General features: G+C 29.1%; 27 protein-coding genes. 2 read left to right on the plus strand and 25 right to left on the minus strand.

Features of this window, described 5'->3' with window-relative positions; translation table 11 throughout:
• Positions 1–20: 20 nt before the first annotated feature.
• The 3 genes from BM027_RS00760 to BM027_RS00770 form a co-directional block, all read right to left on the minus strand.
• Positions 21–1,820, minus strand: a complete 1,800-nt coding sequence (locus BM027_RS00760; RefSeq protein WP_090087751.1) for a heme NO-binding domain-containing protein — start codon at positions 1,818–1,820, stop codon at positions 21–23.
• Positions 1,821–2,245: 425 nt separating this feature from the next.
• Complete coding sequence (locus BM027_RS00765) at positions 2,246–4,468, minus strand: sensor histidine kinase (RefSeq protein WP_341465511.1); 2,223 nt, start codon at positions 4,466–4,468, stop codon at positions 2,246–2,248.
• On the minus strand, positions 4,440–5,144 hold the full coding sequence (locus BM027_RS00770; protein ID WP_090087755.1) for a response regulator transcription factor: 705 nt from the start codon (positions 5,142–5,144) through the stop codon (positions 4,440–4,442). Before BM027_RS00770 ends, BM027_RS00765 begins: the two co-directional genes overlap by 29 nt.
• Before the next feature lie 916 nt (positions 5,145–6,060).
• On the opposite strand from BM027_RS00770, the gene BM027_RS18115 reads away from it, so the two are divergent.
• Together BM027_RS18115 and BM027_RS00780 are read left to right on the plus strand one after the other, a co-directional pair.
• Positions 6,061–6,216, plus strand: coding sequence for a hypothetical protein (locus tag BM027_RS18115; protein ID WP_090087758.1), 156 nt, complete (start codon positions 6,061–6,063; stop codon positions 6,214–6,216).
• Positions 6,217–6,317: 101 nt separating this feature from the next.
• Positions 6,318–7,517, plus strand: coding sequence for an alanyl-tRNA editing protein (locus BM027_RS00780; RefSeq protein WP_090087762.1), 1,200 nt, complete (start codon positions 6,318–6,320; stop codon positions 7,515–7,517).
• Between the two features lie 94 nt (positions 7,518–7,611).
• On the opposite strand, the gene BM027_RS00785 is transcribed toward BM027_RS00780, so the two are convergent.
• From BM027_RS00785 to BM027_RS00890, 22 genes are all read right to left on the minus strand, one after another.
• Positions 7,612–8,160: a BMC domain-containing protein gene (locus BM027_RS00785; RefSeq protein ID WP_090087766.1), complete on the minus strand. Its 549-nt coding sequence runs from the start codon at positions 8,158–8,160 to the stop codon at positions 7,612–7,614.
• Between the two features lie 131 nt (positions 8,161–8,291).
• Positions 8,292–9,617, minus strand: a complete 1,326-nt coding sequence (locus tag BM027_RS00790) for a 4Fe-4S dicluster domain-containing protein (RefSeq protein ID WP_090087770.1) — start codon at positions 9,615–9,617, stop codon at positions 8,292–8,294.
• 17 nt (positions 9,618–9,634) lie between these two features.
• The gene (locus tag BM027_RS00795; RefSeq protein ID WP_090087774.1) at positions 9,635–11,104 is read right to left on the minus strand and encodes an aldehyde dehydrogenase family protein; all 1,470 of its coding nucleotides are present in this window, start codon (positions 11,102–11,104) and stop codon (positions 9,635–9,637) included.
• Positions 11,105–11,124: 20 nt separating this feature from the next.
• On the minus strand, positions 11,125–11,394 hold the full coding sequence (locus tag BM027_RS00800) for a EutN/CcmL family microcompartment protein (RefSeq protein WP_090087778.1): 270 nt from the start codon (positions 11,392–11,394) through the stop codon (positions 11,125–11,127).
• Positions 11,395–11,404: 10 nt separating this feature from the next.
• The gene (locus BM027_RS00805; RefSeq protein ID WP_090087783.1) at positions 11,405–12,259 is read right to left on the minus strand and encodes a flavoprotein; all 855 of its coding nucleotides are present in this window, start codon (positions 12,257–12,259) and stop codon (positions 11,405–11,407) included.
• A gap of 10 nt (positions 12,260–12,269) precedes the next feature.
• Positions 12,270–13,091, minus strand: coding sequence for an ethanolamine utilization protein EutJ (eutJ, locus tag BM027_RS00810; RefSeq protein ID WP_090087787.1), 822 nt, complete (start codon positions 13,089–13,091; stop codon positions 12,270–12,272).
• A 2-nt stretch (positions 13,092–13,093) separates the two neighbouring features.
• Entirely contained in the window at positions 13,094–13,750 is a 657-nt protein-coding gene (locus BM027_RS00815) for a phosphate propanoyltransferase (protein ID WP_090087790.1), read from the minus strand.
• 19 nt (positions 13,751–13,769) lie between these two features.
• Entirely contained in the window at positions 13,770–14,048 is a 279-nt protein-coding gene (pduA, locus tag BM027_RS00820) for a propanediol utilization microcompartment protein PduA (protein WP_090087795.1), read from the minus strand.
• 74 nt (positions 14,049–14,122) lie between these two features.
• Positions 14,123–14,407: a propanediol utilization microcompartment protein PduA gene (pduA, locus tag BM027_RS00825; RefSeq protein ID WP_242943263.1), complete on the minus strand. Its 285-nt coding sequence runs from the start codon at positions 14,405–14,407 to the stop codon at positions 14,123–14,125.
• A gap of 10 nt (positions 14,408–14,417) precedes the next feature.
• Positions 14,418–14,972 (minus strand): BMC domain-containing protein, encoded by a 555-nt coding sequence (locus tag BM027_RS18640; protein ID WP_139209520.1) that lies wholly within the window; start codon positions 14,970–14,972, stop codon positions 14,418–14,420.
• A 37-nt stretch (positions 14,973–15,009) separates the two neighbouring features.
• On the minus strand, positions 15,010–15,855 hold the full coding sequence (pduB, locus tag BM027_RS00835) for a propanediol utilization microcompartment protein PduB (protein ID WP_090087832.1): 846 nt from the start codon (positions 15,853–15,855) through the stop codon (positions 15,010–15,012).
• A gap of 468 nt (positions 15,856–16,323) precedes the next feature.
• Positions 16,324–17,487 carry a 1-propanol dehydrogenase PduQ gene (locus BM027_RS00840; RefSeq protein WP_090087834.1) on the minus strand — a complete coding sequence of 388 codons (1,164 nt, stop codon included), beginning with the start codon at positions 17,485–17,487 and terminating at the stop codon, positions 16,324–16,326.
• 312 nt (positions 17,488–17,799) lie between these two features.
• Entirely contained in the window at positions 17,800–18,099 is a 300-nt protein-coding gene (locus BM027_RS00845) for a hypothetical protein (RefSeq protein WP_090087836.1), read from the minus strand.
• Positions 18,100–18,271: 172 nt separating this feature from the next.
• Positions 18,272–19,048 (minus strand): tryptophan synthase subunit alpha, encoded by a 777-nt coding sequence (trpA, locus tag BM027_RS00850; RefSeq protein ID WP_090087838.1) that lies wholly within the window; start codon positions 19,046–19,048, stop codon positions 18,272–18,274.
• The gene (gene trpB / locus BM027_RS00855) at positions 19,041–20,219 is read right to left on the minus strand and encodes a tryptophan synthase subunit beta (RefSeq protein WP_090087840.1); all 1,179 of its coding nucleotides are present in this window, start codon (positions 20,217–20,219) and stop codon (positions 19,041–19,043) included. Before trpB ends, trpA begins: the two co-directional genes overlap by 8 nt.
• A complete protein-coding gene (locus tag BM027_RS00860; protein WP_090087842.1) occupies positions 20,203–20,847 on the minus strand; it encodes a phosphoribosylanthranilate isomerase in 645 nt (214 codons plus the stop codon). The genes trpB and BM027_RS00860 overlap by 17 nt, the downstream gene beginning before the upstream one ends.
• Complete coding sequence (gene trpC / locus BM027_RS00865) at positions 20,834–21,634, minus strand: indole-3-glycerol phosphate synthase TrpC (protein WP_090087845.1); 801 nt, start codon at positions 21,632–21,634, stop codon at positions 20,834–20,836. Before trpC ends, BM027_RS00860 begins: the two co-directional genes overlap by 14 nt.
• Before the next feature lie 11 nt (positions 21,635–21,645).
• On the minus strand, positions 21,646–22,653 hold the full coding sequence (gene trpD, locus BM027_RS00870) for an anthranilate phosphoribosyltransferase (RefSeq protein ID WP_090087848.1): 1,008 nt from the start codon (positions 22,651–22,653) through the stop codon (positions 21,646–21,648).
• The gene (locus BM027_RS00875) at positions 22,640–23,221 is read right to left on the minus strand and encodes an anthranilate synthase component II (RefSeq protein ID WP_090087850.1); all 582 of its coding nucleotides are present in this window, start codon (positions 23,219–23,221) and stop codon (positions 22,640–22,642) included. Before BM027_RS00875 ends, trpD begins: the two co-directional genes overlap by 14 nt.
• Complete coding sequence (gene trpE / locus BM027_RS00880) at positions 23,218–24,609, minus strand: anthranilate synthase component I (RefSeq protein WP_090087852.1); 1,392 nt, start codon at positions 24,607–24,609, stop codon at positions 23,218–23,220. The genes BM027_RS00875 and trpE overlap by 4 nt, the downstream gene beginning before the upstream one ends.
• A gap of 723 nt (positions 24,610–25,332) precedes the next feature.
• The gene (locus BM027_RS00885; RefSeq protein WP_090087864.1) at positions 25,333–26,187 is read right to left on the minus strand and encodes a cysteine ABC transporter substrate-binding protein; all 855 of its coding nucleotides are present in this window, start codon (positions 26,185–26,187) and stop codon (positions 25,333–25,335) included.
• A gap of 13 nt (positions 26,188–26,200) precedes the next feature.
• Positions 26,201–26,947 (minus strand): amino acid ABC transporter ATP-binding protein, encoded by a 747-nt coding sequence (locus BM027_RS00890; RefSeq protein ID WP_090087866.1) that lies wholly within the window; start codon positions 26,945–26,947, stop codon positions 26,201–26,203.
• Positions 26,948–26,960 lie beyond the last annotated feature (13 nt).

The following is a 26,960-nucleotide window of genomic DNA, read 5'->3' on the forward strand; positions in this document are numbered from 1 at the left end:
GTTTATTTAATTTATCAATATTAAATTTTATACTTCTCCAAATCATTTTTAAAAGTTTCAGTAATTCCTTTAAAATCATGTATATTATCTATAAGTTTTTTAATCTCATTAGTATAGTTTATTACATTAGCACTTACTTCCTCAGAAGATGCTGAATTTTCCTGTGCAATAGCTGCTAAAGATTCTATACTATCATAAACATTAGTTATAGAATTAGCTTCAGTATTTAGTTTATTTATAGTGTCTATCATCGAAGTAGCTACACTTTGTACAGATTGATTAGATTCAAAGCTTATATTTCTAACAACACCTAAATTATCAGTCTCCTTTTCTAATACAACATATTGAATTTCTATATCTCCTACTAAAGACTTTATTTCATCAACAAACTGTTTTAAATTAGAGTTTATTTCTTGCACTGCCTCTTTAGACTGTTCAGCTAACTTTCTTATAGCCTCCGCTACAACTGCAAATCCCCTACCTTGTTCACCAGCTCTAGCTGCCTCAATAGATGCATTTAGAGCTAATAAATTGGTCTGATCAGATATTCCTGAAACTATAGAAACTATGTTAGTTATATCTTTTGCTTTACCTTCAAGATGTGTGCCTTTAACTTTAACCTCATTAAATTTTTCTAGAGATGTTAAAATATTTTTACTAGCACTATCTACATTTTCATAGCTATTATTTATCTTTTGCATTGCATCTTCAAGTTGTAATTTGTTTGTGTTTTCATTTTCAACTATACCTCTTAAATCTTCAATATTTCCATTAAGTGCTTGTACTGCAATATCTGTATTTTGTGCTTGTATAACAGCACCATTTGCAACCTGCTCCACAACACCACCTATCTCATTAGATGTGTGATCCATTGAAGCAGATATCTTATTTATTGTATCTACAAAAGTATTCATTTCATCTGTAATACCTTTAAATCCAACAAAATCAGCTTGTATAACTTTTTTATGTTTCTTAATCAAAATATATATTTCCTCAAAAAAATCATTTGTTACAATTTTTCCATCAATGTTATATTGATTATTTATAATTCGTTCAAGTTCTTCTTTTATTGCATCCATAGGAGACATCATTAAAGAAATTCCAACAAATGCTCCAATACCAGCTATAAAACTTCCAATTAATGCTTTAATTATATTGTCAAGACCTAACATAGGTATCATAACTATTGCAGATATCAAAAATGTAAATACTCCAGCCTTAACCCCAAAACTTTTTATAAATCCTAATGAAAGCAATTTGTTAAAGAAATATTTCTTAGTATAATATATATCCTTATCAAAAATAAGCTTTAACTTTAGTTCAGTGTTAGTTTTTGATATCTCTTCTATCTGTACTTTTTCATTGAAATGTTCACATGATCCGTCTAACATCCCAAGAAAATAATCAAACATACCTCTCGATGAATTATAACTAAATATAGCTTCCCTTCTTGAAATAGGCTCAATTAATACTAACGGTGGCTTTGCTCCAGCAAATTTTTTTGTCATTACTACATGTACATCAAACATAGATTTCAAAAATGAATATACATTATCATGTCTAAAAAATGCTGGATAATCCTTACTAAAAGATTTTATATTATCTTGTCCAATTTTTCTCCATAGCATACCAACTTCCATATTTTTTTCCTTTGCTATATATGAAATTATCTTTTTTACCTCTTGATCATCTACATTTTCAATAGGTGAAAATATTTTAGTACTTCTCCAACCCACATAATCCATTGCTTTATCAACTATTGAATCTCCAAACAGCTTCCTATTTGTCTTCATCCAGGTTGCTACAACTGTTCCTTTCATTAACATATACCTCCTAATTTATTTTTAAATAATAATTATTATTTCCTTGTAATGTCTATTATACACTAATATAGATTTATTAGTAATATTATATTTTTAGAATAACTTATATATTAGATAAATTCTTATATATTCATAATAATTTACTCTTTAAATATTTTAGACTTTAATTATAGATATTTTATTTTGAGGTATATTTTTTAATTTTATTAATTTTTTATTGTGTATTATATTTAATAAAGGTATGTTGTGTTAACGTTTGATTATTCTTATACTTATGACTAAAAAAATTCTGAAATAACAAGTATAACAGATTATATTCTAAATATAAAAAGAACCTATACAAATAAATTCCTTTTTATAGACTTCTATTTGTATAAGTTCCATTTTAGTTTTCAATATAGACTTATTCATTTATAGTATTATTATCTCTTAAATTCAATTATTACTTTGAATAAATCACCATCAATATCAATATTAAAATTTCCTCCTTGAAGCTCAACAAAGCTTTTTGCTATTGCAAGACCAAGGCCAGAACCTTCTGTATTACGAGATTTATCTCCTCTTTCAAATCTTTCCACAATATCAAGTGGTGCAAAATCAATTTCAACAGCAGACATATTCTTTAATGTAATTTCTACACTCTCTTCTTTTTCTAAAATATCTATATATACTCTTGAATTTTTCATAGCATATTTACTAATATTACTTAAAAGATTTTCAAAAATTCTAAATGTTTTTTGACTATCTAGCTGTAAAATACTTTTATTTTCTGGGAAATTATTCCTGAAAATCAATCCAGATTTCTTTATTTTATCCTCCAATTCAATCTCTATTTGCCTCATTAATTCTACTATATCTACATTAACTAAATTTAAATTAACATTACCGCTTGTTGCTTTACTTACTTCAAATAAATCTTCAATTAAAAACTTTAATCTTTGTGATTTTTTATCTAAAGTATCAATATAAGATTTACGATCTTCTTCATTTATATTTTCATCTTTTAATAGATCTATATAAGTTATTATTGATGTAAGAGGAGTTTTTAAGTCATGAGATACATTTGATATAAGCTCAGTTTTCATTTTTTGGCTTTTAACTTCTTCATCAACAGCATTTTTAAATCCCATTTGTATTCTTTCTACTTCTTCCTTAAAAGGGTTGAACACTCCTAAATCTTCTTGTATTTGTACATCTAGATTTCCTTCTGCGATTTTATTTGTAGCATCTAAAAGAATTCCAAATTTATTCTTTATACCAGTATAATATTTTCTAAGTAAATAGAATAACACTATACTATAAATAAAAGATAAAAATACTCCCAAAAACCAAAACATACAAAATATTGACATTATAATTAGATTAAGGCCAATCACTTTTATGATAAATTTATTAGATTTCTCAGTTAAATCTATATGTGCTACATAATTAATAACTTTACTTAAAAACTTCTTTATTAATCTTAATATTTTAATAATAAGTAAGTTTTCCTTAAAATACTTAACTATTCCTATAGTAAATATGTGTTTTAAAAGCATAGCACCCACAAATATTAAATATATTATTACTATCCACATACCTATATTGATAACATCTGTAAATACTGTATCTAGTCTTGTATTTATATTAAAGTCTAATAATTTTTTAACTAATCTACTATCTAATGTGAAAAATATGGCAGCACCTGACCCTACTGCTGAAAAAAATGCTGTGCACCCAAATATAAAACAATTTATTTCAAAAGGGATTTTTAATACACTTTTAATTCCAAACACTTCTTTACCTTTTTTATATGGAACTACTAATGATAAAATTAATATACTTGCAAATACCATCATTACATATAATACTACAGCATTAAAATTCACATTATTTTCCAGCAAGTTTGCTTTTTTACTTATAAAATCTGAATATTTTAAATCCTTTGGAATTGCATAAACAAAAGTTGTATTTACAATAGGATTAAATTTAACACTATCCCCCTGTATATTAGCTTTTTCTTTCATACTAAAATTTGAAAAGCTGTTTCTCACGTTGTATCCATAAGCACCATGAACATTTTTTACTTCTATTACACCCTTTTCATCGAAATTAACAACCATATACCAATCATAAATTTTGTTTAAATTCTCAATATTGCTAGCATTTTCAGTACCCTCTGCTAGTAATGAATCTAAATTATTATTAGTATTTGTCTTAACTTTTTTTCCATCTTTGTCTAATACCAAATAATTGAGGTTTTTTAAGTCATCCTGTGACATTCCACTCCACTCGTTTAATGTTGTCTTTATTTGTTCTACTACCAAATTATAATCAACGTCTGTTTTATCTGTATTCTCTTTAATGTATACTTGATCATAAGTCAATGCTTGTCCCTTTTCCTTTTCTAAAACATCTTTATATAAAACATAGCTGAACTCATGAATATTTTCTAAAAGACTTATACTTTCATAAGGAGACCTAACATTATCGCCCTGTTTTGCCATATTTTTTATTGTAGGATAAAGACTACATATCAATATTGATAAAATAAACATTACTATAATTGCTATTATATTTATATTATATGATTTTTTATTGACATCTAACTTTTTTTCTCTTTCTTCATTAAACTTTTTATTGTTTTTCAATTTTATACCCAACACCCCACACCACCTTTAAATATTTCGGATTTTTCGGATTAATTTCTATTTTTTCTCTTATATTTCTTACATGAACCATAACTGTATCAGTATTAACAGCTTTTTCATTCCATACCTTTTCATATATATCATCTGCTGAAAATACTATTCCTGAATTTTTCATTAATAAATTCAATATTTTAAATTCTATAGGAGTAAACTTTACTATATCTCCATCCACTATAACTTCCTTTGTATCAATATTTAATTCAAGTCCTCCAATCACAAAACTGTTATTCTCTTTTTCTGAATTATTTACCAACTTCAAATATTTAGAATACCTTCTAAGCTGTGAATTAACTCTAGCTAAAAGTTCCATTGGATTAAATGGTTTGGTAACATAATCGTCAGCCCCTATATTAAGTCCCATTATTTTATCCATTTCTTCCGATTTTGCTGATAACATAATAACAGGAAAGTCATGACATTCCCTAAGCTTAACAGTCATTTTAATTCCATCCATCTTAGGCATCATTATATCTACAATAGCTAAATGTAGAGTCTCTTTATTTATAATTTCTAAACCTTCTAATCCATTATTAGCCTTAAAAACATTGTATCCTTGATTCTTTAAATATATTGCAATAGCATCAGCTATTTCTTTTTCATCTTCCACAATTAAAACATTATATGATTTCATAGTACTTACACCCTCACTAAAAATAATATTAGGCATTTAAAGTAAATTAATTTTTCTATAATACCTTACAATATATATAATATCATAGGATGTCCAAACAACTTCTTATGTTTATACTGAATCCTTTAATAGTATATTTACCTTCTTACTATGTTTTCATTTTAATCACAACCTTTCATGTAATGATTAAAGTATAACTTTTATAATTAAAGATACTCTTCAGCAAAAATGAAAGATTTTCTAAAGAAAATTCCAAAATTATCTTAAATCCTATTGGTAATAATTAATAGTCAAATATAAAAATAAACTGATTTAATTTTTAAAACCTATGTTTTAATATAGTGTTGATATTGTTACATTTTTGTGAAGCGTGCATTAGAATTTAACTTTTAGAACTCTTAAGTGAGAGTCCAAATTTTACATTTGGTATCTCAAACTTACTCAGCGAACGTATGTGAGTCGAGTTTCCTTGAGTATTGTCACATTAGTTGCTTGTCCAAAACTTGTTTTTGGAACAAGCTGGAATGGGACAATACTAATTAAGATGTTCTTAAGTTCAATTCTTTAGCACGCTGAACAATATGTAACAATATCAACACGGTTTTAAAACATAGCCTTTTTTTAAAATATTATATGTATACCTTAAAATTATATTGCTGATAAAGTTGCAACATAGTAAATTAAGAACTTAATATGATTAATTATACATTTATTCATATTAATAACCACTTTAATAATTAAGAATTTGCTAATACTATAAACAAAGTTCTTTGTTTCAGATGGGGTTTTGGAGCTATCTGAAGCTTAGAAATTGTTATCTATGAGCGTGCATCCGTCATCTTACACTTGTATAAGCTAAAGTGTTAAAGATGCTAGCTATTGGATAAGTATATTAAAATTTAAGGAGATGATTTGTTTGGATACTCAAAATAAAAAGGTGTCTTCAAAAGAAAATTATTTAAAAAATGGATCTAAAACTCAAGGTCAAATGGCCAAAAGTAGTTTTAATACTACTATAGAAGAGCCTGCTTTAAATGAAAGTGGAATAGAGGCTAAAAAGAAAGGATTCTAAAATTCATCCTTTCCAAAAGTATATTTTACTTTTGGAAAGGATATTTTCTGCTATAATATACTTAAGACATATTCAAAAAAATAATTTTTAGGAGTACATTAATGGAAAAACTTTTTTACGAAGATCAATATTTGACAAATTTTACAGCAGAAATTATAGAAATACAAGAACTTAACGGTAAATTTCATGTAGTTTTAGATAAAACAGCATTCTTCCCTGGTGGAGGTGGTCAATACTGTGATTTAGGATCTATTGGAGAACATGAAGTTTTAGATGTTTATGAAAAAGATAATTTAATTTATCATATTGTAGAAAAAAAGCCAATAAAGATACATAAAGTTAAATGTTCACTTGACTGGAATAGGCGAAGTGATGGAATGAATCAGCATTTAGCACAACACGTTTTATCAGCATGTTTCTTTAAACTTTTTAACATAAATACTATAGCTGTTCATCATGGAAATGAAGTAAGCACTATAGATTTTCAAACACCTTTAAATGAAGAACAAATTAAAAAGTCAGAAAGGTATGCTAATAAAATTATAGGTGAAGCCTTAAAAGTAGAATTTTTAATTCCTTCAAAAAAAGATCTTAAAAGCATGAATCTCAGAAGAGATCTTCCTAATACTAATGAAGAAATTAGAATTGTTAAAATAGGTGATTTAGATATTAATGCTTGTTGCGGTGTTCACCCAAGCTCTACATTAGATCTTAGACTTATAAAAATAAAGAAATGGGAAAAACATAAACAAGGAACTAGAATAGAATTTCTTGCTGGCACAAAAGCTATAAATGATTCTTTCTTAAAAGATGATTTTTCAAGCTCTATCTGTAAATACTTAAATTGTAATGAAAATGAAGCTGTAAATGGAATTAAAAACTTAAATAACAATCTTAAGGAATCAAATGAAGAAAATAAAAAACTTAAAATTGATTTAGCTAAATATGAAGTTAAAGAAATGATTGAAAACGCTAATAAAATTGGAGAGATTAATGTTGTAAAAAAAATATATACTAACCAAAATGTTAAGTATGTAAGTAATCTTATCTCTAAGCTTACTGAAATCAAAAATACAATTGTGCTTATAGCAGTAATTTCTGATGAAAAGGCTAATCTTATATTTTCATGCTCTAAAAATTTAATAAACATTAGTATGAATGAAATTTTAAAAGATGCAATAACGCTTATAGATGGCAGGGGTGGTGGAAGTCTTACCTTAGCTCAAGGTGCTGGAAAAAATAATTCTAATTTAGAAAGCACGTTAGATTATGCATTTAACAAAATAAAAAATACTCCATAAAATTACATAATAAGAAAAATCAACCGTTATCTCTTTAACTCTTTGGTTGATTTTTTATTATAATTTTTTATAGCATTTCTAATTATAATATCTTTTATAATAGTGTTGGAATTAATTCTTTACTTGGAGATGGAATTACAACAGTTGTTATAATATCTCCAGTTTCCGCAAGTCTAGTTTCTGCGGCCTCTACAGCTGCTTTAACCGCTGATACTTCTCCTGTAATTAATATGAATCCTTTTCCGCCAAGGCCTCTAGCTACTCTTACCTCTAATAAATCTACATTTGCAGCTTTTAAAGCTGTATCTCCTGCAATTATAGCTGCAACTGCAGATATTGTTTCAACAATTCCAATTGAAGAAATTTCATCATAGTCAGCAGTTGCTGTTATAGCTGGAAATACCTTTTCATGTACATTAGCTATAACATAATCGCTAATAAGGTAACTTAGTCCAATATCTCTACCTACTTGCACAGCATTTGTTACTGCCCCTACATCACCAGATAACATTATAATATACTTTCCTGGACATAATGGCGTAGATAATATCAATTCAACATTTGCAGATTTAACCATTTCATCTGCTGCTTGAATTCCTTTTGCAATACTTTTAAATTCTAGTAATCCAATAGATCTTCCCATTTGATATTTCCTCTCTTTCCTAGCATATATTTATAGAACTCTAAATAATACACACTCATAACTTTATATTGTTTTAATCAAATTCACTAATATTTATAAGATGTAAGTACATATAAACTATTAATTTAATACTATTTTGATATAACTATAGCATCATCTGTAATTTCTTTTATAACTCCATCTATGCTAGCATGAATTTTTGCTCCTAATTTATCACTAGCAATATCACCTATTAGATCTCCTTTGTTGACTCTATCACCAACTTTAACGATTGGTTCTGCTTTAGCTCCTATATGTTGTGATCTTAAAATTACAACTTCTAAGAAATCATATTCCTTATTATCAAGAGGTGCTTTAGCATCGTATTTCTCTATATTAAGTCTTTGTTTAAGCTTATGAACTGGGAATTTTCTGTATTCCCTAAATTCATCACATTTTTCTGGTGCAGCATGATTGGGATTTTTTATTCCATTTTTAGCTAATTGACCTTTAAAAAATCCATTTAACTTCCAAGGTTGAAGTCCCATAACACAAACTTGTTCGCAAAGTCCACATTCGCTACATAAGAATGCACTTGTTGGTAGCACCTCTTTACTACATGTGCCTCCATAACTTGCAATTCTCATCATCTTATCAGGTTCCATTTTGTGTCCAAGTAGGTGTCTTGGACATACTTCTGTACATAAAGAACAGTGACAACATGCTGTTCGTGCTTGTTTTATCATAGCTTGTATACTTCTATTTTTTGAGGTTACTATATTATGATCCTTAGGAAGAACTATCAAACCCTTTGTATTTTTCTTTATTGGCATATTAATGTCTGCTATAAGTTTTCCCATCATTGGACCACCATCTACTACTTCAAAATCATCTATTAAAGTTCCACCAGCTAAATCAAGAGCTTGTTTCACAGAAATTCCTATAGGTACTTTAATTGTAATAGGGTTTTTGACTTCTCCTGTTACTGTTAAGTATTTTTCTGTAACTGGACGTCCTTCTAATGCATTATATACATTGAGTAATGTCTCTACATTAATTACTATAACTCCAACATTTAATGGGATTCCTCCTTCTGGAACAATCTTTTTTGTTACTTCATAAACAGTTACCTGTTCATCTCCTGCTGGATAAAAGTTTCCAAGTTCAAATAATTCTAATTTAGGATAATCTCCAATTTTCTCATTTAAATGTTTAATCGCTTCTTTATACTTTCCTTTTAATGCAATAACTCCTCTTTTTGCATCAGTTTCTTCAACTACTTTATTTAATGCATATAAGAGTTCACCTGCTTTTTGATCCATTAATTGTTGATCTACCTTAAGCAAAGGTTCACATTCTGCTCCGTTTACAATAACACATTCTACCTTAGCATTTAATTTTACATGAGTTGGAAAACCAGCACCACCTGCACCAATTAGTCCACCATCCTTTATTAAATCTAAAAAGCTTTTTCCCACGACTCTCATCCCCAATTCTATTTAATAGAGAAATTATCTACCATTACGCATCTTCTTTTTCTTGTAAATGTCTTAGCAGATGTTAATCCTTCACCTGTTGGTCCTGCAATAGTAAATGTTCCATGTCCTTCTGCTCCATAACCAATACCTGCATATGAAGGTGCATTTTTTACAAAAATAGTTGTTTGAACTGCTTTTGCAAATTTGCTTAAATTATCAATATGTTTTGAGTGCATTATAGCAGTGTGTCTATTTCCATGTTCTAATTCAACACCCAATTCTATTGCTTCATCTACATTTTTAACTCTTATTACAGGAAGGATTGGCATCATAAGTTCTTCTACAGCAAATGGATGATTTCTATCAACTTCTGCAAAAACTACTCTTATGCTTGGATCTATATTTATTCCAAGTTGTCTCATAATATAATCTGCATTCTTACCAACAAATTTCTTATTAACTGTTCCCTTTTCAGTTAATACTAAATTTTCTAATTGTTTAATCAAATTCTTATCAGTTATTTCCACTGCACAATATTTTGACATACATGTCTTTAAATAATCTGCAACTTTATCTACTACTATAACTTCCTTTTCACATATGCATGGTAAGTTATTATCAAAGCTACAACCATCTATAATATCAATAGCAGCTTTTTCTATATCAGCAGTTTCATCTACAACTACTGGTGGATTTCCAGCTCCAGCTCCTATTGCTTTTTTACCTGATGATAAAGCAATCTTAACTATACCAGGACCACCTGTTGCACAAATCATAGTAACCTTTGGATGACTAAGCATTATATTTGTACTTTCAATACTTGGTTTTCTAACGGTAACTATAAGATTTTTAGGTCCATTTATACTTTCTATTGCCTTATTAATAAGTTGTACTATAAATACTGAAACGTCTTTAGCACCTGGATGAGGTGAGAATATAACTGTATTTCCAGCTGCAAGCATTGAAAGACCATTGTTTATTATTGTTTCAGTTGGATTTGTTGAAGGTGCAATTGCTCCTATAACTCCAAATGGAGACATTTCATAAAGAGTTAAACCACCATCTCCTGTTGTAACTCCAGCTTCAAGATCTTCTACACCTGGAGTTTTATCTAATGCAAGTTTATTTTTTAATACCTTATCTTCATATCTTCCCATACCAGTCTCTTCAAAAGTTCTACGAGAAATTTCTTCTACATTTTTTCTAACTTCAGCTTTAAAAGCTTCAAGTATTTGAGTTCTTTTATCTAAGCCAAATTTTCTATATTCTTGTTCTGCTATCCATGCGTGTTCAATTGCATCATTCATATCTTCAAATACACCAAGTTCTCCCTCTGAAGACATATTAGTGTTTGCAAATCCAATTATTTTCTTTTCAATATTCATAATTGGATTTGCACTTGATGCTTCAACTGAGCCATTTCCTGTAAGTTCTTTAACAACATTTTTAACTATACTTTCTATATCAATCATATTAAAATCATTCATTAAATCGTTCCCCCTAATTATTAATTATTAACTTCTATATTGTCCACTATAGCTACAATTGCCCTATCTATAGGATTCTTTTCCTCATCAAACACTTGTCGTGCTGAACTACCAGTAGACACTAATACAATTTCTCCGGTACCTGCTCCAACAGAATCTATTGCTACTTCACTATTACCAATTGGATTATAATCAGTATTTAATGGTTGTACTATAAGTATTTTTTTTCCTACGAGTGCTTCATTCTTAGTTGTAGCAACAATTACTCCAACAACTTTTGCTAAATACATATCTTTGTACCTACCTTTTAATTATTTGTATTCCAATCTCATCTGCTAAATCTCTTGCAAGGGCTGTAATTATCGAATAACTTGGAACTACAATCTTTTTATTTTCACTATTTAAAGCAATATCTTCTTTAGAAATAATTTTTTTATTTAATTCATATTCTGAAGATATTTCTTCAGTCTGAATGCTATTAATCTCCGATGCCATATTATTTTCATTATTAATTTTAGGTACTATTCTATCTTTAATTTTAATTGATTCATTCTCTTCAGAATTATCTTGCATTGCATAATCAAATAAATCTATTGAATTAATCAACTTTATACCATACGACTCCAATTTATCTAAATATCCCTTAATCATATTAATGTATGCAATAGGTATTTTTTTATAAGAATTATCACTTTTCTTTAAATTGTCTAAATCTGCTGCATTTTTTGAAACTATGATTTTAGTACCATTTATAATACATTTTGATATAAATGCTGTTGGCAATGTATCACTAATTCCTGTTGCTATCTTTGCTATGGAGTTTATACTTAAATTTGCACATATTATCAAATCAAATTCTTCATTGTATATAACCTTATTATCTTGACACTTACCATCTATATAAATATCTTCTAAATTGAAAATATCATTTATTACATTCATATCAATAACATTTAAAGCAGCCTGCGATAAAACTGCCGTCATGTTTACTCCATGATTTTTTAACTCTCTTATCTGCATAATACTTTCTTCTAAACCTATTGTAGTACCTGTAAAAATCACAGCAACTTTTTTATCACTTTTATTAATTATTTGATTATCTATTTTAGCCATTACTTCTTTTAAGACAGCTTGGACAAGTTCATCTAAATTCAAATTTATCACCTCACTTAATACAGCTAGCCGCAATACCCAAAGGTGTAACTAAAAGTGGTCTCTTAGGTTTTATAGTTTCAATACCTATAACTTTTTGGAAAACTTCCTCAAATTCACTAAAGCTACAAGCTCCTCCTACTACATATATTTTTTCAACAGGATATCCTTGTAAATGCCTTTTAACAATATGAGCCATTTTTTCTACTACAGGCCTGACTAATAAAAAGTTTTCCTTTTCCTTTTCTGCATTTTTTTTCAGTTCTTCAGCTTCTTCAAAAGATATTTTATAATTCCCTGCAAGTACCAAACTCATATGAGTTCCGCCAGTTGGTTCATCAGCAGTATATAAAACCTTCCTATCTTTTAAAATACTTACTCCTGTAGTTCCACCACCTACATCAACTACTGCGCCATCTTGAATTTCTAAAATTGCTGCAGCTGCTGTTGGCTCATCAACAATACTTACAACTTCAATATCTGCAGCCTCTAATACATTTCCTATAGCTTTTACATTGCCACTTAAAGTACCAGGTGGAATAGCTGTTGATCCATAAGTTATTTGTGTGCCTAAAATATCTTCCACCTCAGCTTTTAGCTTTCTTACAATTTCTACAGCTCCAATGTAATCCACTACTAATCCGTCTTTTACAACAGATGCTGGATATGATGCTCCAGCAACTGGATTATTAAATTCATCTACCACTGAAAGTACAATATTTGCTGTACCTAAATCTACTCCCACTTTTAGGTTATTGCTATATTTGTTGCACTTTTTATCTTTTATTAGATTGTAAAAAATATCCAAACTATTGTTTGCATCAATTAAACTCATAGCTAAACCCCTTCAACTTTAGTTATTTTTATCATGTCTCCATTTTTTAATCCAGAAGCATTTGCTTCTTCTATATCAACATGCATTTCAGGTATATAATCATCACAAACTCTAATGAGTACATTATGAAAAGTTACCTTCCTCGGACCATAACTATCTACACATACCAATTCACCATCTTTATATCCATACTTATTAGCATAAGCTGAAGATAAATGAATATGTCTTGAAGCAACAATTACACCACTATCTATTTTAATTTCTCCTCTTGGTCCTCTAAGGGTTATTCCTGGAGTTCCATCAAGTTTACCAGATTGTCTGATAGGTGCATCTACACCTAATTTAATTTTATCTGATATTGAAACTTCTAACTGAGTAGCTTCTCTTAATGGTCCAAGTACTCTTATTCTTTCAAAAAATCCTTTTGGCCCAATTGCTTCAACTGTCTCATCATAAGCATATTGTCCTGGTTGCTTTAATTCTTTCATTATATTAGGCTTGTATCCTTCTCCAAATAAAACCTCCAGCTCTTTAAGTCCAAGATGAATATGCTTATTAGATATACCTACCGGCACTAAACTGTCATCATATTTGTTCAATTCTTTAAGTACTGCACTTGTAACAGCTCGTACAATTTTTTCTATATCTACTTGAACCATATGAAATTCCTACCCCCTCCTAGTTGTTAGATTGTGGTAATATTTTTTCAGTATCCATGTGTGGTCTTGGTATTACATGAACAGACACTACTTCTCCTACTTTTTGTGCTGCTGCAGCGCCTGCATCTGTTGCTGCTTTTACTGCTCCAACATCTCCTCTTACCATTACTGTAACTAATCCTGATCCTATTTTTTCATATCCCACTAATGTTACATTTGCACTTTTGACCATTGCGTCTGCTGCTTCTATAGCACCTATAAGTCCTTTTGTTTCTACCATTCCTAATGCATCTTTCATATTGAAATTCCTCCTCTTATAAATTTAAAATTGATTTTATTTACATAACAAATTTAATATTTTTTGAATGTGCCTTATTCAACATTTACTTTAGGTAATAATTTTTCAGTATCCATATGTGGTCTTGGTATTACATGAACAGACACTACTTCTCCTACTTTTTGTGCTGCTGCAGCTCCTGCATCTGTTGCTGCTTTTACTGCTCCAACATCTCCTCTTACCATTACTGTAACTAATCCTGATCCTATTTTTTCATATCCTACCAATGTTACATTTGCACTTTTAACCATTGCATCTGCTGCTTCTATAGCACCTATAAGTCCTTTTGTTTCTACCATTCCTAATGCATCATGCATAATAATATCCCCCTTATTTTTTTATTTCGTTATAATGTATACAAGAAATTCTAACGTCTCCTTTTTTTCTAGAACATTTTGGATCCATACATAAATTACAAATTTCCTTTTTCTCTTGCTTTAAAGGTTCTGTTTTATTTGGTTTTTCTTCTAAAACTGTTACTTCTTCTTTTTTATTATTTAATAACTTTTCATCAAAAACCTTATCTTGAAGTTCTGTTTCTTGTATCTTTAAATCTTTAGCCACTGGATTTTTATTTTCATCTTGCAAACATACTCCAACAGTATCATTAGTAAATATCATATCTTTAATTTCAGCATTTGGCCTTGGTATAATCGCTGTTGATAATACTTTATTTACTCTTTGTGCTGCTGCAAAAGCAGATTGTATAGCAGCATTCACTGCACCAACATCACCTTTGATTTTAACAACCATTGTTCCACCTTTTGAATTTTCATACCCTATTAACTCTACATTTGATGATTTTATAGCAGTATCTGCCGCTTCAATTGCTGCTACAAGTCCAACTGTTTCAATAAGTCCTAAAGCAAAGTTTTCCAGATCCATCACCTCCTTTAATAAAGTTAGAATTGAACAACTATTTTTAAATATATGGAGTTGTTTGTGAAATAGGTGTCCCTCCCATCATTGATAAAAGCTTAAGACCTACTTCTCTAGCCACTAAGATGGCTTGTTTAACAGCTTCTGCGTCTCCACTAATTGTTGTAACACATTCGTTGCTGTGACTAGTTTTATGTGCGGGTGACCAATATTCAATTATCTCAACATTTGCAGATTTCATAGCAGTATCTGCAAGTAGAAGCCCTATTGCTGCTGGTGCACCTACAATTATTCCAAAAGCTTTTCCAATCGGTGCCTTGAATGCTTTATTGCAAGCATAGCTTGCTCTTGCAGTATATTGAAATTCTAAATGCCCCCCTTCGTTTATATAAAGATCACCAAATGTTCTATTTAAATCATTTAATGTAATCTCTACTGCTTGTCTTACATCTGACACATCCTCTGCTCCAAATAAAATCAAAATTCCATGTCCTGCACCACCTTTTGTATCTCTTGCAAGTTCCACTGATATAACTTCTGCATTAGTTGCTTTAACAGCTTCATCAGCTGACATTATTTGAGCACCAGCCCCTGTTCGAGCTCCTATTATGCCAATTGATTTATATTTCTTATCAATATTCATCATCTCGTGTAATGAGTGATCAAGATTTGCAATTACAAGTCCTATTGTATCTCCTATGGCAGTGTCAACAAATTCTGTAAGGCAGAATTGTTTATTGCTTTGGTTTTCTACTAAACTTTGCTTATTATATTTTTCATTTTCTTTATTTACTACTACTTGCTTAATTGGAGTTTCTATTTTTCCAATGGGTTTTTCTATTTTTTTTAGGACCTCTGACATAATTTCTTTTATCAATTGGTCATTCAAAATTCATCTCCCCTTTAGAATTTATCATTTTAAGTTTTGGCATAATTTACTTAGCTATAACTAGGAACTTCTATAAAATTAACAGCTAATTAGTTCTCATTTTATTTTTAGTAATACTTACGTTAACTGGTTGTAATGTTAAAAATATTTGAAAATTACACCTTTAAGTAAGTTTTATTTTTGGTAATATTATTTTTACTTGTCTAAAAGCAACACAATATTTAATATATACTTTGTTAAAAAAAGAACAAATGAAAATATTTTAATTTCATGTTTTTCTTTTTAAAAAATACTTTTTAAAGGATTATACGCAATTAATGTCATTTTACATCATGTTTAGTACAATATATTCATAGTAATTAAACATTTTTACCAATATAGTAATTAATTTGGTATTATAATTGCTTTGTCATGTTAATTATTTAACAAATATTTTTAAAAAAAATTGTCCTTTTTTACTTAATTACATTACTTTCCATAGTAAGCCTTCATTAAAACACTGCATATTCCTTTTTCATTAGTAACTCTTGGATTTCCTAAAGTACACATATCTTTCATTGCAGTTTCGCACATTGATTTCATAGCAGAGTTAAACGCATTTTCATCAACACCTAAATCTTTTATAGCAAGTGGTATATTTACTGATTGTAATAATGCTTTTAATGCCTTTACAAACATAACTACCCCTTCTTTAAAATCAGACTGTGGTAACCCTAAAAGTCTAGCTATTTCACTATATCTTTTTGCAGTTTTAAAATCATAACAATCATTTTCATCAAACAATGATGAATTATATTCTACAACATATGGTAATAATATTGCATTAGCTCTACCATGAGTTATCTTAAATGTTGCTCCTAATGTATGTGCTATACTATGATTTATTCCAAGTCCAGCATTTTCAAAAGCGATTCCTGCCATGCAAGAGGCATTATGAATTTTTGTTCTACTTTCTTGATCTAAACCATTTTTATATACTTTTTCAGTATAATCAAATACAGTTTCTATTGCACTCTTAGCTAGTGCGTCTGTATAATCTGATGACCCTACTGATACGTAAGCTTCAAGTGCATGAGTTAATACATCTAATGCTGTATCTGCTGTAACAGTAGGTGGCACTGTTTTTGTAAATATCCAATCAAGTAAAGCCACATCTGCATACATTTCATCACTTTTTAGTGGTATTTTTGTATGTGTTGCTGCATCAGTTATAACAGCATATGATGTTACTTCAGATCCAGTTCCACTAGTACTAGGAATTGCTATGAACAATGGTTTTTGTTGGTTTGAAGAAGGTACTTTTTTTTGTAATACATTTAAGAAATAAATCATGGCCTTTGATGCATCTATTACAGATCCTCCTCCAACTGCAATTATAGTGTCACCACCATAATCCAAAAATCTTTTAAATCCATGTGTAACTACTTCCATTGTAGGTTCTGGTTGTACTTCTGAGAATATTTCATATTTAATTGAGTTTTCTTCAAGTATATTAGTTACATTATCAGTTACTCCAATATCAAACATAACTTTATCTGTAACTATAAATACTCCTTTTGAGTTTAATTTCTCCAAATATTGTATAGCATTATCTTCATACAATATTTGTGTTGGAATTCTAAAATTTTTCATCTACTCTATACCCCCATATTGTTTAGAGAATATATAGCTTGTTAATATAATAACATTCCTAATTATTTTGATTTTACCATATTTTATAAATATTTCAATATATTTTTAAAAAAAATTTGAAATATTTATTTTCATATGATTATTGCATAATTTAATTCGCATTATATAGTATTTTAAATATTATATCTTATGTCTTTAGTTAATTATATCAAATTTCTGAATATTTGTACAATTGTTTTTTTATTTTTTTGTTAATATTTTAACTTATTTTGAAAAACTTATTACAACAACCATAATTTTGTGTTTTGAAGTTTATATTTTAGAATTTACTTTTTCGTAAAGCTCATTTAAATATTCAACCTCTACATTATTTTCTATTAACTTATCTATTCTATTTTTTATCATAGTTAAAGTGCTTTTTGCTTCTCTTAAATCTTTATCTTTAACACACTTACTCGCATAAGTTATCAAATAATCTATTTTCAAAACATCTTCTGCTAGTTTTTCTTTATCTTGATTAACTAAATCAACTAATAAAGAATAAACCTTAGGACTTGTTGTTGCCTTAGTGTCTTTTAATAAATCATTGTTTCTACTATTTTTCTTTGCCATTTATAGCACCTCTTTTCTAGCAAAATTATATCACAACTAAAACATGTATGTTACATAAAATTTAATACAACATACATGCATGTTGAACAATTTTGATATTTTCTAACATATTTATGGAAACAATTCCTACTACTATTCTTTATTGATTTAAAATAGTAGTAGATACATTATTTTATAAATCTATCTCTTTCCTAATTTCTTCTATAAATTCATATGCATTATCTCTACTTTCACTCATTCTCCTAATAATTGCACTTCCAATAATTACTCCATCACAAAATTCCTTCACTTGTTTTACAACCTCTTTAGATGATATTCCAAAGCCTAAACATATTGGGACATCGCTAATAGTCTTAACAATATTCAAGTAATCAGTAATATCTCTACTTAATACACTTCTTTCTCCTGTTGTTCCATTAGAAGAAACGCAATAAACAAAGCCTTTAGCTCCATTTGTTATTTTTTCTATTCTTTGTTTAGAAGTAGGTGCAACTAGTGGAATTAAGTATACTCCATTAGATTCAGCCATTTCTTTAAGTTCTCCTCTTTCTTCAAGTGGAATATCTGGAATTATTAAGCCATCGAAACCTGCTTCCCCTGCTTCTTTTAAAAATTCATCTACCCCATAGTGATGAACTAAATTATAATATATCATTATAACAAGAGGAATTTCACTTTGCTCTCTTATCTTTCTTCCACAAATAAAAATATCCTTAACCTTTATTCCACCTTTTAACGCCCTAGTATAAGCATTTTGAATAACAGGTCCATCTGCTAACGGATCGCTAAATGGTACTCCAATTTCTACAATGCTAGCACCCGCTTTTTCAAGTTTTAATACTGCTTGAACTGTCTCATCTAAAGTAGGGTCGCCATTGGCTACAAACGGAATTAATGCTTTCTTATTTTCTTCTTTTAATTTATTAAAAATTAAATCTATTCTATTCATAATGATCCTCCATATATTTTATTATTGTATCCATATCTTTGTCTCCCCTGCCTGAAATATTTATTATAAGTATATTATCTTTAGGAAGAGTTTTCGCAAATTTTCTAGCACAAGCTACAGCATGTGATGATTCAAGGGCTGGTACTATTCCTTCTATCTTTGTTAAATATAAAAAAGCATCTACAGCTTCTTTATCTGTTATACCAACATACTTTGCTCTTTCTGTTTCACAAAGATATGCATGTTCTGGTCCAACTGATGGATAATCAAGACCTGCTGATATTGAATATGCCTCTTTTATTTGTCCATCATCATCCTTTAAAACATAAGACATCATTCCATGTAACACTCCTGTTTGTTTGCTTTGAAGTGCTGCTGCATGTTCTCCAGTTTCTATGCCATAACCTGCCCCTTCAACGCCTATGAGATTAACATCCTTATCTTTTATAAATGGATAAAAAATTCCCATAGCGTTACTACCACCACCTACTGGTGCAATAATATAATTTGGAAGTCGTCCTTCTCTTTCTAAAATTTGTTCTCTAGCTTCATCTCCAATAACTCTTTGAAAATTCCTAACCATTACTGGATATGGATGGGGTCCTGCTACAGTTCCCATTATATAATAAGTATCATCAACATTTGAAACCCAATATCTAATAGCTTCATTAACCGCATCTTTTAATGTTCCATTTCCACTTGTAATAGATATAACTTTAGCACCTAAAAGTTCCATCTTCTTAACATTTAAAGCTTGTCTTCTTATATCCTCCTCTCCCATAAATATTTTACATTCCATTTTAAACTTAGCTGCTACTGTTGCTGTTGCTACTCCATGTTGACCTGCTCCTGTTTCTGCTATAACCTTTTTCTTACCCATTCTCTTCGCCAAAAGAATTTGTCCTATAGTATTATTTATTTTATGGGCTCCTGTATGATTTAAATCTTCTCTCTTAAGATAAATCTTAGCCCCGCCTAAATCTTCTGTCATATTTTCTGCATAATACAATGAGCTTGGCCTTCCTACATAATCTTTTAGATAATATCTATATTCATTCATAAATTCTTCATCATTTATAGCTCTTTCATATTCTTCCTCTAGCTCATTTAAAGCATTCATAAGCGTCTCTGGAACATATTGTCCTCCAAATTGATTAAATCTTCCCTTCATAGTTTTCCCTCACTTTTCTTATTAGTTTTTTCATTTTTTCAAAAGATTTCATTCTTTCTCCATTTTTATTTATAAATTCAACACCGGATGAAACATCTATCCCATTAGGATTTGTAGCTTCTATTCCAGCTAAAACATTCTCTTCATTTATTCCTCCTGCAAGAAAAAACTCATTATTAGCTATTTCTTCTTTTTTTATATTACTCCAAGAAAAAATTTCTCCACTTCCAGGGTTTAGTCCATCTAGTATAAAATTATCAATATAATCACTTTTGTACTTTTGCAAATTTATTTTTTTATCTATCGATAATGCCTTCCATATTTTAATTTGGTGATTTATAGACCTTCTCAATAACTCTATATAATTCTCATCTTCATAACCATGAAGTTGAATCACATCTAAAGGTACTTCTTTAAGCACGTCTAAGATTTCTTCAATAGAATTATTTCTAAACACGCCAACTTTTTTTATTTCATCTATTAATCCTATGCTTAATAAACAAGCTGTTTTTTTATCTATTTTACGTTTACTCTCTGTAAATACAAAACCTATATACTCAGGCCTTAATTCATTCACATAATCTATTTCCTCAAGATTTGTTATTCCGCAAATCTTAATTTTTACCATTTCTAAACTCCATATATGCGTTAATAAAAGTTTCGTTGTTTATATTTCGCATAAACATTTCACCTACTAAAATTCCATCTGCACCTATCTCTTTTATCATTTTCAAATCATCTATGCACTTTATTCCACTTTCAGATATAATAACCTTATCGCTCGGAATATACTTTATTAAATCTTTGCTTATATCTGTTGAAGTTTGAAATGTTTTTAAATTTCTATTATTTATTCCTATAATTTCACATCCACAGTCTAATGCTATATCTAATTCTTCTTTATTATGAACTTCAACTAAAGGTTCTAAATTGAACTTTTTCGCTTCATTATAAAAGTCATATAGTTTATCCTTTAATATACTTACAATAAGAAGAATTCCATCAGCTCCTAAAACCTTACTTTCATAAATTTGATAAAAATCTATGATAAAATCTTTCCTTAGCACAGGACAATCAACTTTACTTTTTACTTCCTTAATATACTCATCTTTTCCTAAAAAGAAATCTTCTTCTGTTAAAACTGAAGCTACATCTATTCCTAATTTATTGTAGTAATCTCCAATACACGAAATATTAAAATCATGTAGAATTATCCCTTTTGATGGAGATGCTTTTTTAAATTCTCCAATTACAGATAACCCTTCCTTTTTTAAATTACTTTTAAACTTATTTCCCTTCAAATTGTTTTTCTGAAGTAAATCAAATGCTTTTTCATATATATCTTGTAACGGAATAATAAGTTTTCTATCATAAACTCGTTTTGTTTTTCTATCTACAATATCATCTAAAATCAAATTTTCTCCTCCTAACAGTAAGCTACAAGTTCTTGATATTTTCTATAAGCGTCTCCACTATCTATTAATTCTTTAGCTTTTTTAACTCCTTCTTCTAATGACTCTGCTCGCTTTCCAACATATAGTGCAGCACCACTATTTAAAACTACTATATCTTTTCTTGCGCCTCTTTCACCTTTTAAAATATTTAATATTATTTCAGAATTTTCTTTTGGTGTTCCTCCTTTTATTTGATCTGATTTTGCTTTTTTTATTCCAAAATCTTCAGGATTTATCTTATAAGTTCTTAATTTTCCATCTTTAATTTCACATACACTCGTTGTTGTGGTTGTTGTAATTTCATCTAAACCATCATCTCCATTAACAACCATAGCCCTCTCTAATCCAAGATTTAATAGAACTTCTCCAACAGTTTCAATTAAAGTACCATCGTATATTCCTAAAAGCTGTCCTCTTATTGGTGCTGGATTAGAAAGTGGTCCAATAAGATTAAATAATGTTCTTGTTGAGAGTTCCTTTCTCTCTTTTGCTACATTTTTCATAGCACGATGATAGTTTGGAGCAAATAAGAATGCCATTCCAACATCTTCTATAACCTTTTTGCTTTCTTTTTCATTAAAATCAACCCTTATTTTAAGTTCTTTTAATACATCTGAACTTCCGCTTTTACTTGAAACTGCTCCATTTCCATGCTTTGCAACCTTAACTCCACCACTTGATGCAACAATTGCTACTGCTGTAGATATATTAAAAGTGTTTCCACCATCTCCACCTGTACCACAAGTATCTATTAAATTTTCACTATTTAAATCAATAGGAATCATATTATCTCTTAATGCCTTTACAGCACCTAAAATTTCATTAGTTTTTTCTCCTTTTACTCTGAGTCCTATTAAAAATCCACCTATTTGAGATGAAGTGGCTTCACCCTTCATTATTTGATTTATTGCTGCTCTTGCTTCTTCTTGACTTAAATCTTCTTTTATTACTATTTTTTTAATTGCATCATCTATATTCATAACAAACCCCCTCTACAAAATTTCCGATTATTTTTTTACCCTTTGGTGTATATATAGATTCTGGGTGAAATTGAAGTCCAAAAACTTTGTTTTTTTTATGCTTTATTGCCATAATATCTCCAGTATCCACAGTTTCTCCAATCACCTCAAGCTCGTCTGGAAGTGAATTTTTATCCACTATTAATGAATGATATCTCATAACGTCTAATTTTCTACTAATCCCTTCAAAAATATCCTTTCCTTTAACTTGAATTTTTGAACTTTTCCCATGATATATTTGATTAGCTCTTATTACATTTCCACCATATGCAGTTGCTATAGCTTGATGTCCTAAGCATATACCAAGTATAGGAATTTTATCTCCTAATTCTTTTATAATATTTACAGATTCACCTGCATTCTCTGGCCTTCCAGGTCCTGGTGAAATAACTATTCCTCTTACTTTCAAGTTTATTAAATCTTCTGAAGTTACTTCATCATTTCTAATAACCTTAACATCTGTAAATTCACTTAAATACTGATACAAATTAAAAGTGAAAGAATCATAATTATCTATTAACGCTATCATTTTAATACCTCCTTTAACACCATTAATTTATTTTGTATTTCATCAAACTCTTTTTCTGGCACTGAATCATATACAATTCCCGCTCCCGCTTGAAGATATGCAACCTTATCTTTTAAAATTAGTGTTCTTATTGCAATCGCCATATCCATATCTCCACCATAAGAAAAATATCCGACAGCCCCTCCATAAATTCCTCTTTTAGAATTTTCAAGTCCTTCAATTATTTGAATTGCCCTTATCTTTGGAGCTCCAGACACAGTTCCTGCTGGAAGGCAGGCAGATAATGCATCAAAGGCATCATTATCCTCGCTTATATCTCCAGTTACTGTTGTTGTAATATGCATAACATGAGAAAATTTTTCAACTTTCATAAAATCATTGACTTTCACAGTTCCTATTCTACTTATTTTTCCTATATCATTTCGTCCTAAGTCTACTAACATAACATGCTCTGCTATTTCTTTTTCATCTTCTAATAATTCTTTTGCTAATTTATCATCTTCCTTTTCATCTTTTCCTCTTTTTCTTGTTCCTGCTATAGGATTTGTGGCAACTTTATTTTTTCTTACACTCACAAGACTTTCTGGAGAAGATCCTATTACTTGATAAGTCTCATAATCAATTAAAAACATATATGGTGAAGGATTTTCTTCTCTAAGTCTTCTATATATTTCAAAAGGAGTTTTTTTTGTGTTACAAAACATCCTTTGAGAAAGTACAATTTGAAATATATCTCCTTCTAATATGTGCTCTTTAGCTTTTTTAACATTTTCGATAAACTGCTCTTTAGAGCTTTCAAAACTAAAACTAACATCTTCTTCTTGCCTATTATTAGCATTAATAGTTATATTTTTATTAATCTCTTGAAGATATTCTTTTTGTTTATCTATAATTTCTGCATAACTTCTTTTATCATCTTTAAAAATATTATCTATGATATAAACTTTATGAGTGAAATGGTCATAACAAATATAGTTCTTATAAAAATTAAATCTAATTATAGGTACCTTTAATTCATCTTCATTTTGAAAATTCAACTTTTTTTCATATAACGAAATTGAATCATAACCCATATATCCTATTCCCCCACCTTTAAAAGAAAATATATTACTTTCATTATCAAATTTAATTTGCACTTCTTTCTTTACTTTTAATATATTTTCTTTTTTATCTCCTTTAATTTCTACATAAGGATTTTCTCCTAAAAAAGAGTATCTTCCAAAATGATTTTCTTTTGTGCCCCCTTCTAAAATGAATTTTCTTCTTCCTTTCAATCCATTAAATATTCTTATGGGAGTAATTTCATCTCCTCTAAACTCACTTATTACAGAAAATATAACTCCTTTTTTTCTTTTAATTTGAAATTGTTCTTCTGAAATATTAATCATATCTATTTCACCCCTTCTATTAAATTAAAAAACATTGCTTTTTGCTTATATTTGTATCTCTGTTATAAATTTTTTTATAAATTTTATAATATTTTATATAAAAAAAAGCCACTTCATCCTAATTAATGGGACAAAGTGACTTGTGGTGCCACCCATTTTCTATATGCAACTAAAGCAATTCTTGAATTGCAGTGGAATTTATTAATCAGAATACTTCTTTATGATTAAAACATTTTATCCAAAACAACTGTACATTATACACTTATTTATATTTCGGATAAAAATTCTAATAAAAACAAAAAAGTATTTCATCCTAAACAGGACGAAATACTAAAATTCCGTTTATACCACCTATATGTTGTATATACTTTATCAGGTACGAATAATATAAAAATTACTTTATACCCTGTCATTTTAACGGCTGACTCCCGTATACTCCTACTATAATTCAAAGTATCACCTCAAAGACCCATTCAATAATAGCTACAGTACTTGGATCACACCATACCAAATTCTCTGGAACTAAACTCTATTATCTACTCTCTCTCATCACAGGCTTTAACTGTAATGTTATTATATTCAATATGATTATATATATCTACCATCAAATACGGCCTTAAAATGAGCTTATATTAATAATATATATGATAATCTATATAATGCTCAATTAATCTCATTATTTCTTATTAATATAATAATTATATTGTTTTATATTTTTATCCTCTAATTTTGTTCTCCACCTTCAATTATTATATCTTTATAATTTATTGAATCTCCATACGCTGGTAATAAAGTTGCTTCATAAGCTTCTTTTATAAAGTTTTCTTTTCCAAGTTCTTTAAGATCATTATTAATCCAATCTAATAACTCTTTATTACCCTTTTTAACAGCTGGAGCAATTGTATCTTGATCTCCTAGTGATGACATTGCAACATTATAGCCTTTATTTTCTCTTGCCCATGCAAAAAGTAGTGTATTATCATGTGCTAAAGCTGCTCCTCTGCCATCTTTTAAAGCTTCAAATGTTTCTGTATTTTGATCAAACTTTAATAGTTCTATATCTGGATAATTTTTTGTAAAATAAGCATCTGCAGTTGTACCTTTGTTTACTATTAGTTTTTTACCTTTTAATTGATCTAATGAAGTAACCTCTCCACCTTTAGAAACAACACCCAATCCAACTTTCATATATGGATTTGCAAAATCAACTGCTTCTTTTCTTTCATCTGTAACTGTAAAATTAGCTAAAATTATATCTACCTTATTGGATTGCAAAAACTCAACTCTGCTTGCTGCTTCAACTAATACAAATTCTACTTTAGATTCATCTCCAAGCAAATCCTTTGCAAGTCTTTTTCCTATATACACATCAAACCCTTGATTTTCTCCATTTGAGTCAACAAATCCAAATGGTGGCTTATCACTAAATACACCTATTCTAACTACACCACGCTTTTTAATTGCCTCTATTGATCCATCAGTAGAAGCATTTGAACCTTTTTGTCCGCAACCTGTAAGCACCCCTACCGCTAATACAAGCGTTAATAATATTCCTACTATTTTTTTACTGTTTTTCATTATTACATCCCCCTTAATTTTGATATTTAAATATATTTAAAAATCTCTTAGCCCTTTCGGTCTTTGGATTTTCAAAAAACTCTTTAGATGTTCCAGTTTCACATATCCTACCACCATCCATGAAAATTATTCTATCAGCCACTTCTTTTGCAAAATTCATTTCATGAGTTACAATTATCATTGTCATTCCACCTTTTGCAAGTTCTAACATCACATCTAAAACTTCTCTCACCATTTCAGGATCTAAAGCTGCTGTAACTTCATCAAATAACATTATTTCTGGATTCATACATAAAGCCCTAACTATTGCAATTCTTTGTTTTTGTCCACCTGATAATTTCCTGGGAAATTCTTCCTTTTTATCTAGAAGCCCTATTCTCTTTAATAACTCTTTTGCTTGAGTTTCTGCCTCTTTTCTATTTCTTTTTTGAGCTTTAGTTGGTCCAAGTAAAATATTACCTATAACATTCATATGTGGAAATAATTCATAACTTTGAAATACCATTCCTATCTTTTGTCTTACTTCAGTCCACTTAATATCCTTTTCTACTACCCCATAATTTCCAAAACATATTGTCCCATCATTAATTTTTTCAAGTCCATTTAGACATCTAAGAAATGTACTTTTTCCACAACCTGATGGTCCAAGAATTACAATTACCTCACCTTTATGAACCTCTAAATTTATATCTTCAAGTGCTAACACTTCATCATAATTCTTTTTTAGTCCTTCTACCTTTAACACAATTTCATTTTCCATGTTTTGTCCTCCT

The organism is Clostridium uliginosum, assembly GCF_900112485.1.
GTDB lineage: Bacteria > Bacillota > Clostridia > Clostridiales > Clostridiaceae > Clostridium > Clostridium uliginosum.

Excerpts from the sequence above, each read along its gene's own strand:
- trpD (WP_090087848.1), bottom strand. The coding sequence starts at position 22,653 with ATGAATATAGATGATGCAATTAAAAAAATAGTAATAAAAGAAGATTTA.
- BM027_RS00890 (WP_090087866.1), bottom strand. The coding sequence starts at position 26,947 with ATGGAAAATGAAATTGTGTTAAAGGTAGAAGGACTAAAAAAGAATTAT.
- BM027_RS00875 (WP_090087850.1), bottom strand. The coding sequence starts at position 23,221 with ATGATAGCGTTAATAGATAATTATGATTCTTTCACTTTTAATTTGTAT.
- BM027_RS00780 (WP_090087762.1), top strand. The coding sequence starts at position 6,318 with ATGGAAAAACTTTTTTACGAAGATCAATATTTGACAAATTTTACAGCA.
- trpB (WP_090087840.1), bottom strand. The coding sequence starts at position 20,219 with ATGAAGGGAAGATTTAATCAATTTGGAGGACAATATGTTCCAGAGACG.
- BM027_RS00845 (WP_090087836.1), bottom strand. The coding sequence starts at position 18,099 with ATGGCAAAGAAAAATAGTAGAAACAATGATTTATTAAAAGACACTAAG.
- BM027_RS00785 (WP_090087766.1), bottom strand. The coding sequence starts at position 8,160 with ATGGGAAGATCTATTGGATTACTAGAATTTAAAAGTATTGCAAAAGGA.
- BM027_RS00860 (WP_090087842.1), bottom strand. The coding sequence starts at position 20,847 with ATGGTAAAAATTAAGATTTGCGGAATAACAAATCTTGAGGAAATAGAT.
- BM027_RS18640 (WP_139209520.1), bottom strand. The coding sequence starts at position 14,972 with ATGGATCTGGAAAACTTTGCTTTAGGACTTATTGAAACAGTTGGACTT.
- BM027_RS00770 (WP_090087755.1), bottom strand. The coding sequence starts at position 5,144 with ATGAAATCATATAATGTTTTAATTGTGGAAGATGAAAAAGAAATAGCT.
- BM027_RS00885 (WP_090087864.1), bottom strand. The coding sequence starts at position 26,187 with ATGAAAAACAGTAAAAAAATAGTAGGAATATTATTAACGCTTGTATTA.
- pduA (WP_090087795.1), bottom strand. The coding sequence starts at position 14,048 with ATGAAAGATGCATTAGGAATGGTAGAAACAAAAGGACTTATAGGTGCT.
- trpE (WP_090087852.1), bottom strand. The coding sequence starts at position 24,609 with ATGATTAATATTTCAGAAGAACAATTTCAAATTAAAAGAAAAAAAGGA.
- trpA (WP_090087838.1), bottom strand. The coding sequence starts at position 19,048 with ATGAATAGAATAGATTTAATTTTTAATAAATTAAAAGAAGAAAATAAG.
- BM027_RS00795 (WP_090087774.1), bottom strand. The coding sequence starts at position 11,104 with ATGAATGATTTTAATATGATTGATATAGAAAGTATAGTTAAAAATGTT.
- BM027_RS00840 (WP_090087834.1), bottom strand. The coding sequence starts at position 17,487 with ATGAAAAATTTTAGAATTCCAACACAAATATTGTATGAAGATAATGCT.
- BM027_RS00760 (WP_090087751.1), bottom strand. The coding sequence starts at position 1,820 with ATGAAAGGAACAGTTGTAGCAACCTGGATGAAGACAAATAGGAAGCTG.
- BM027_RS00800 (WP_090087778.1), bottom strand. The coding sequence starts at position 11,394 with ATGTATTTAGCAAAAGTTGTTGGAGTAATTGTTGCTACAACTAAGAAT.
- eutJ (WP_090087787.1), bottom strand. The coding sequence starts at position 13,091 with ATGAGTTTAATTGATGCAAACAATAGTTTGGATATTTTTTACAATCTA.
- BM027_RS00815 (WP_090087790.1), bottom strand. The coding sequence starts at position 13,750 with ATGGTTCAAGTAGATATAGAAAAAATTGTACGAGCTGTTACAAGTGCA.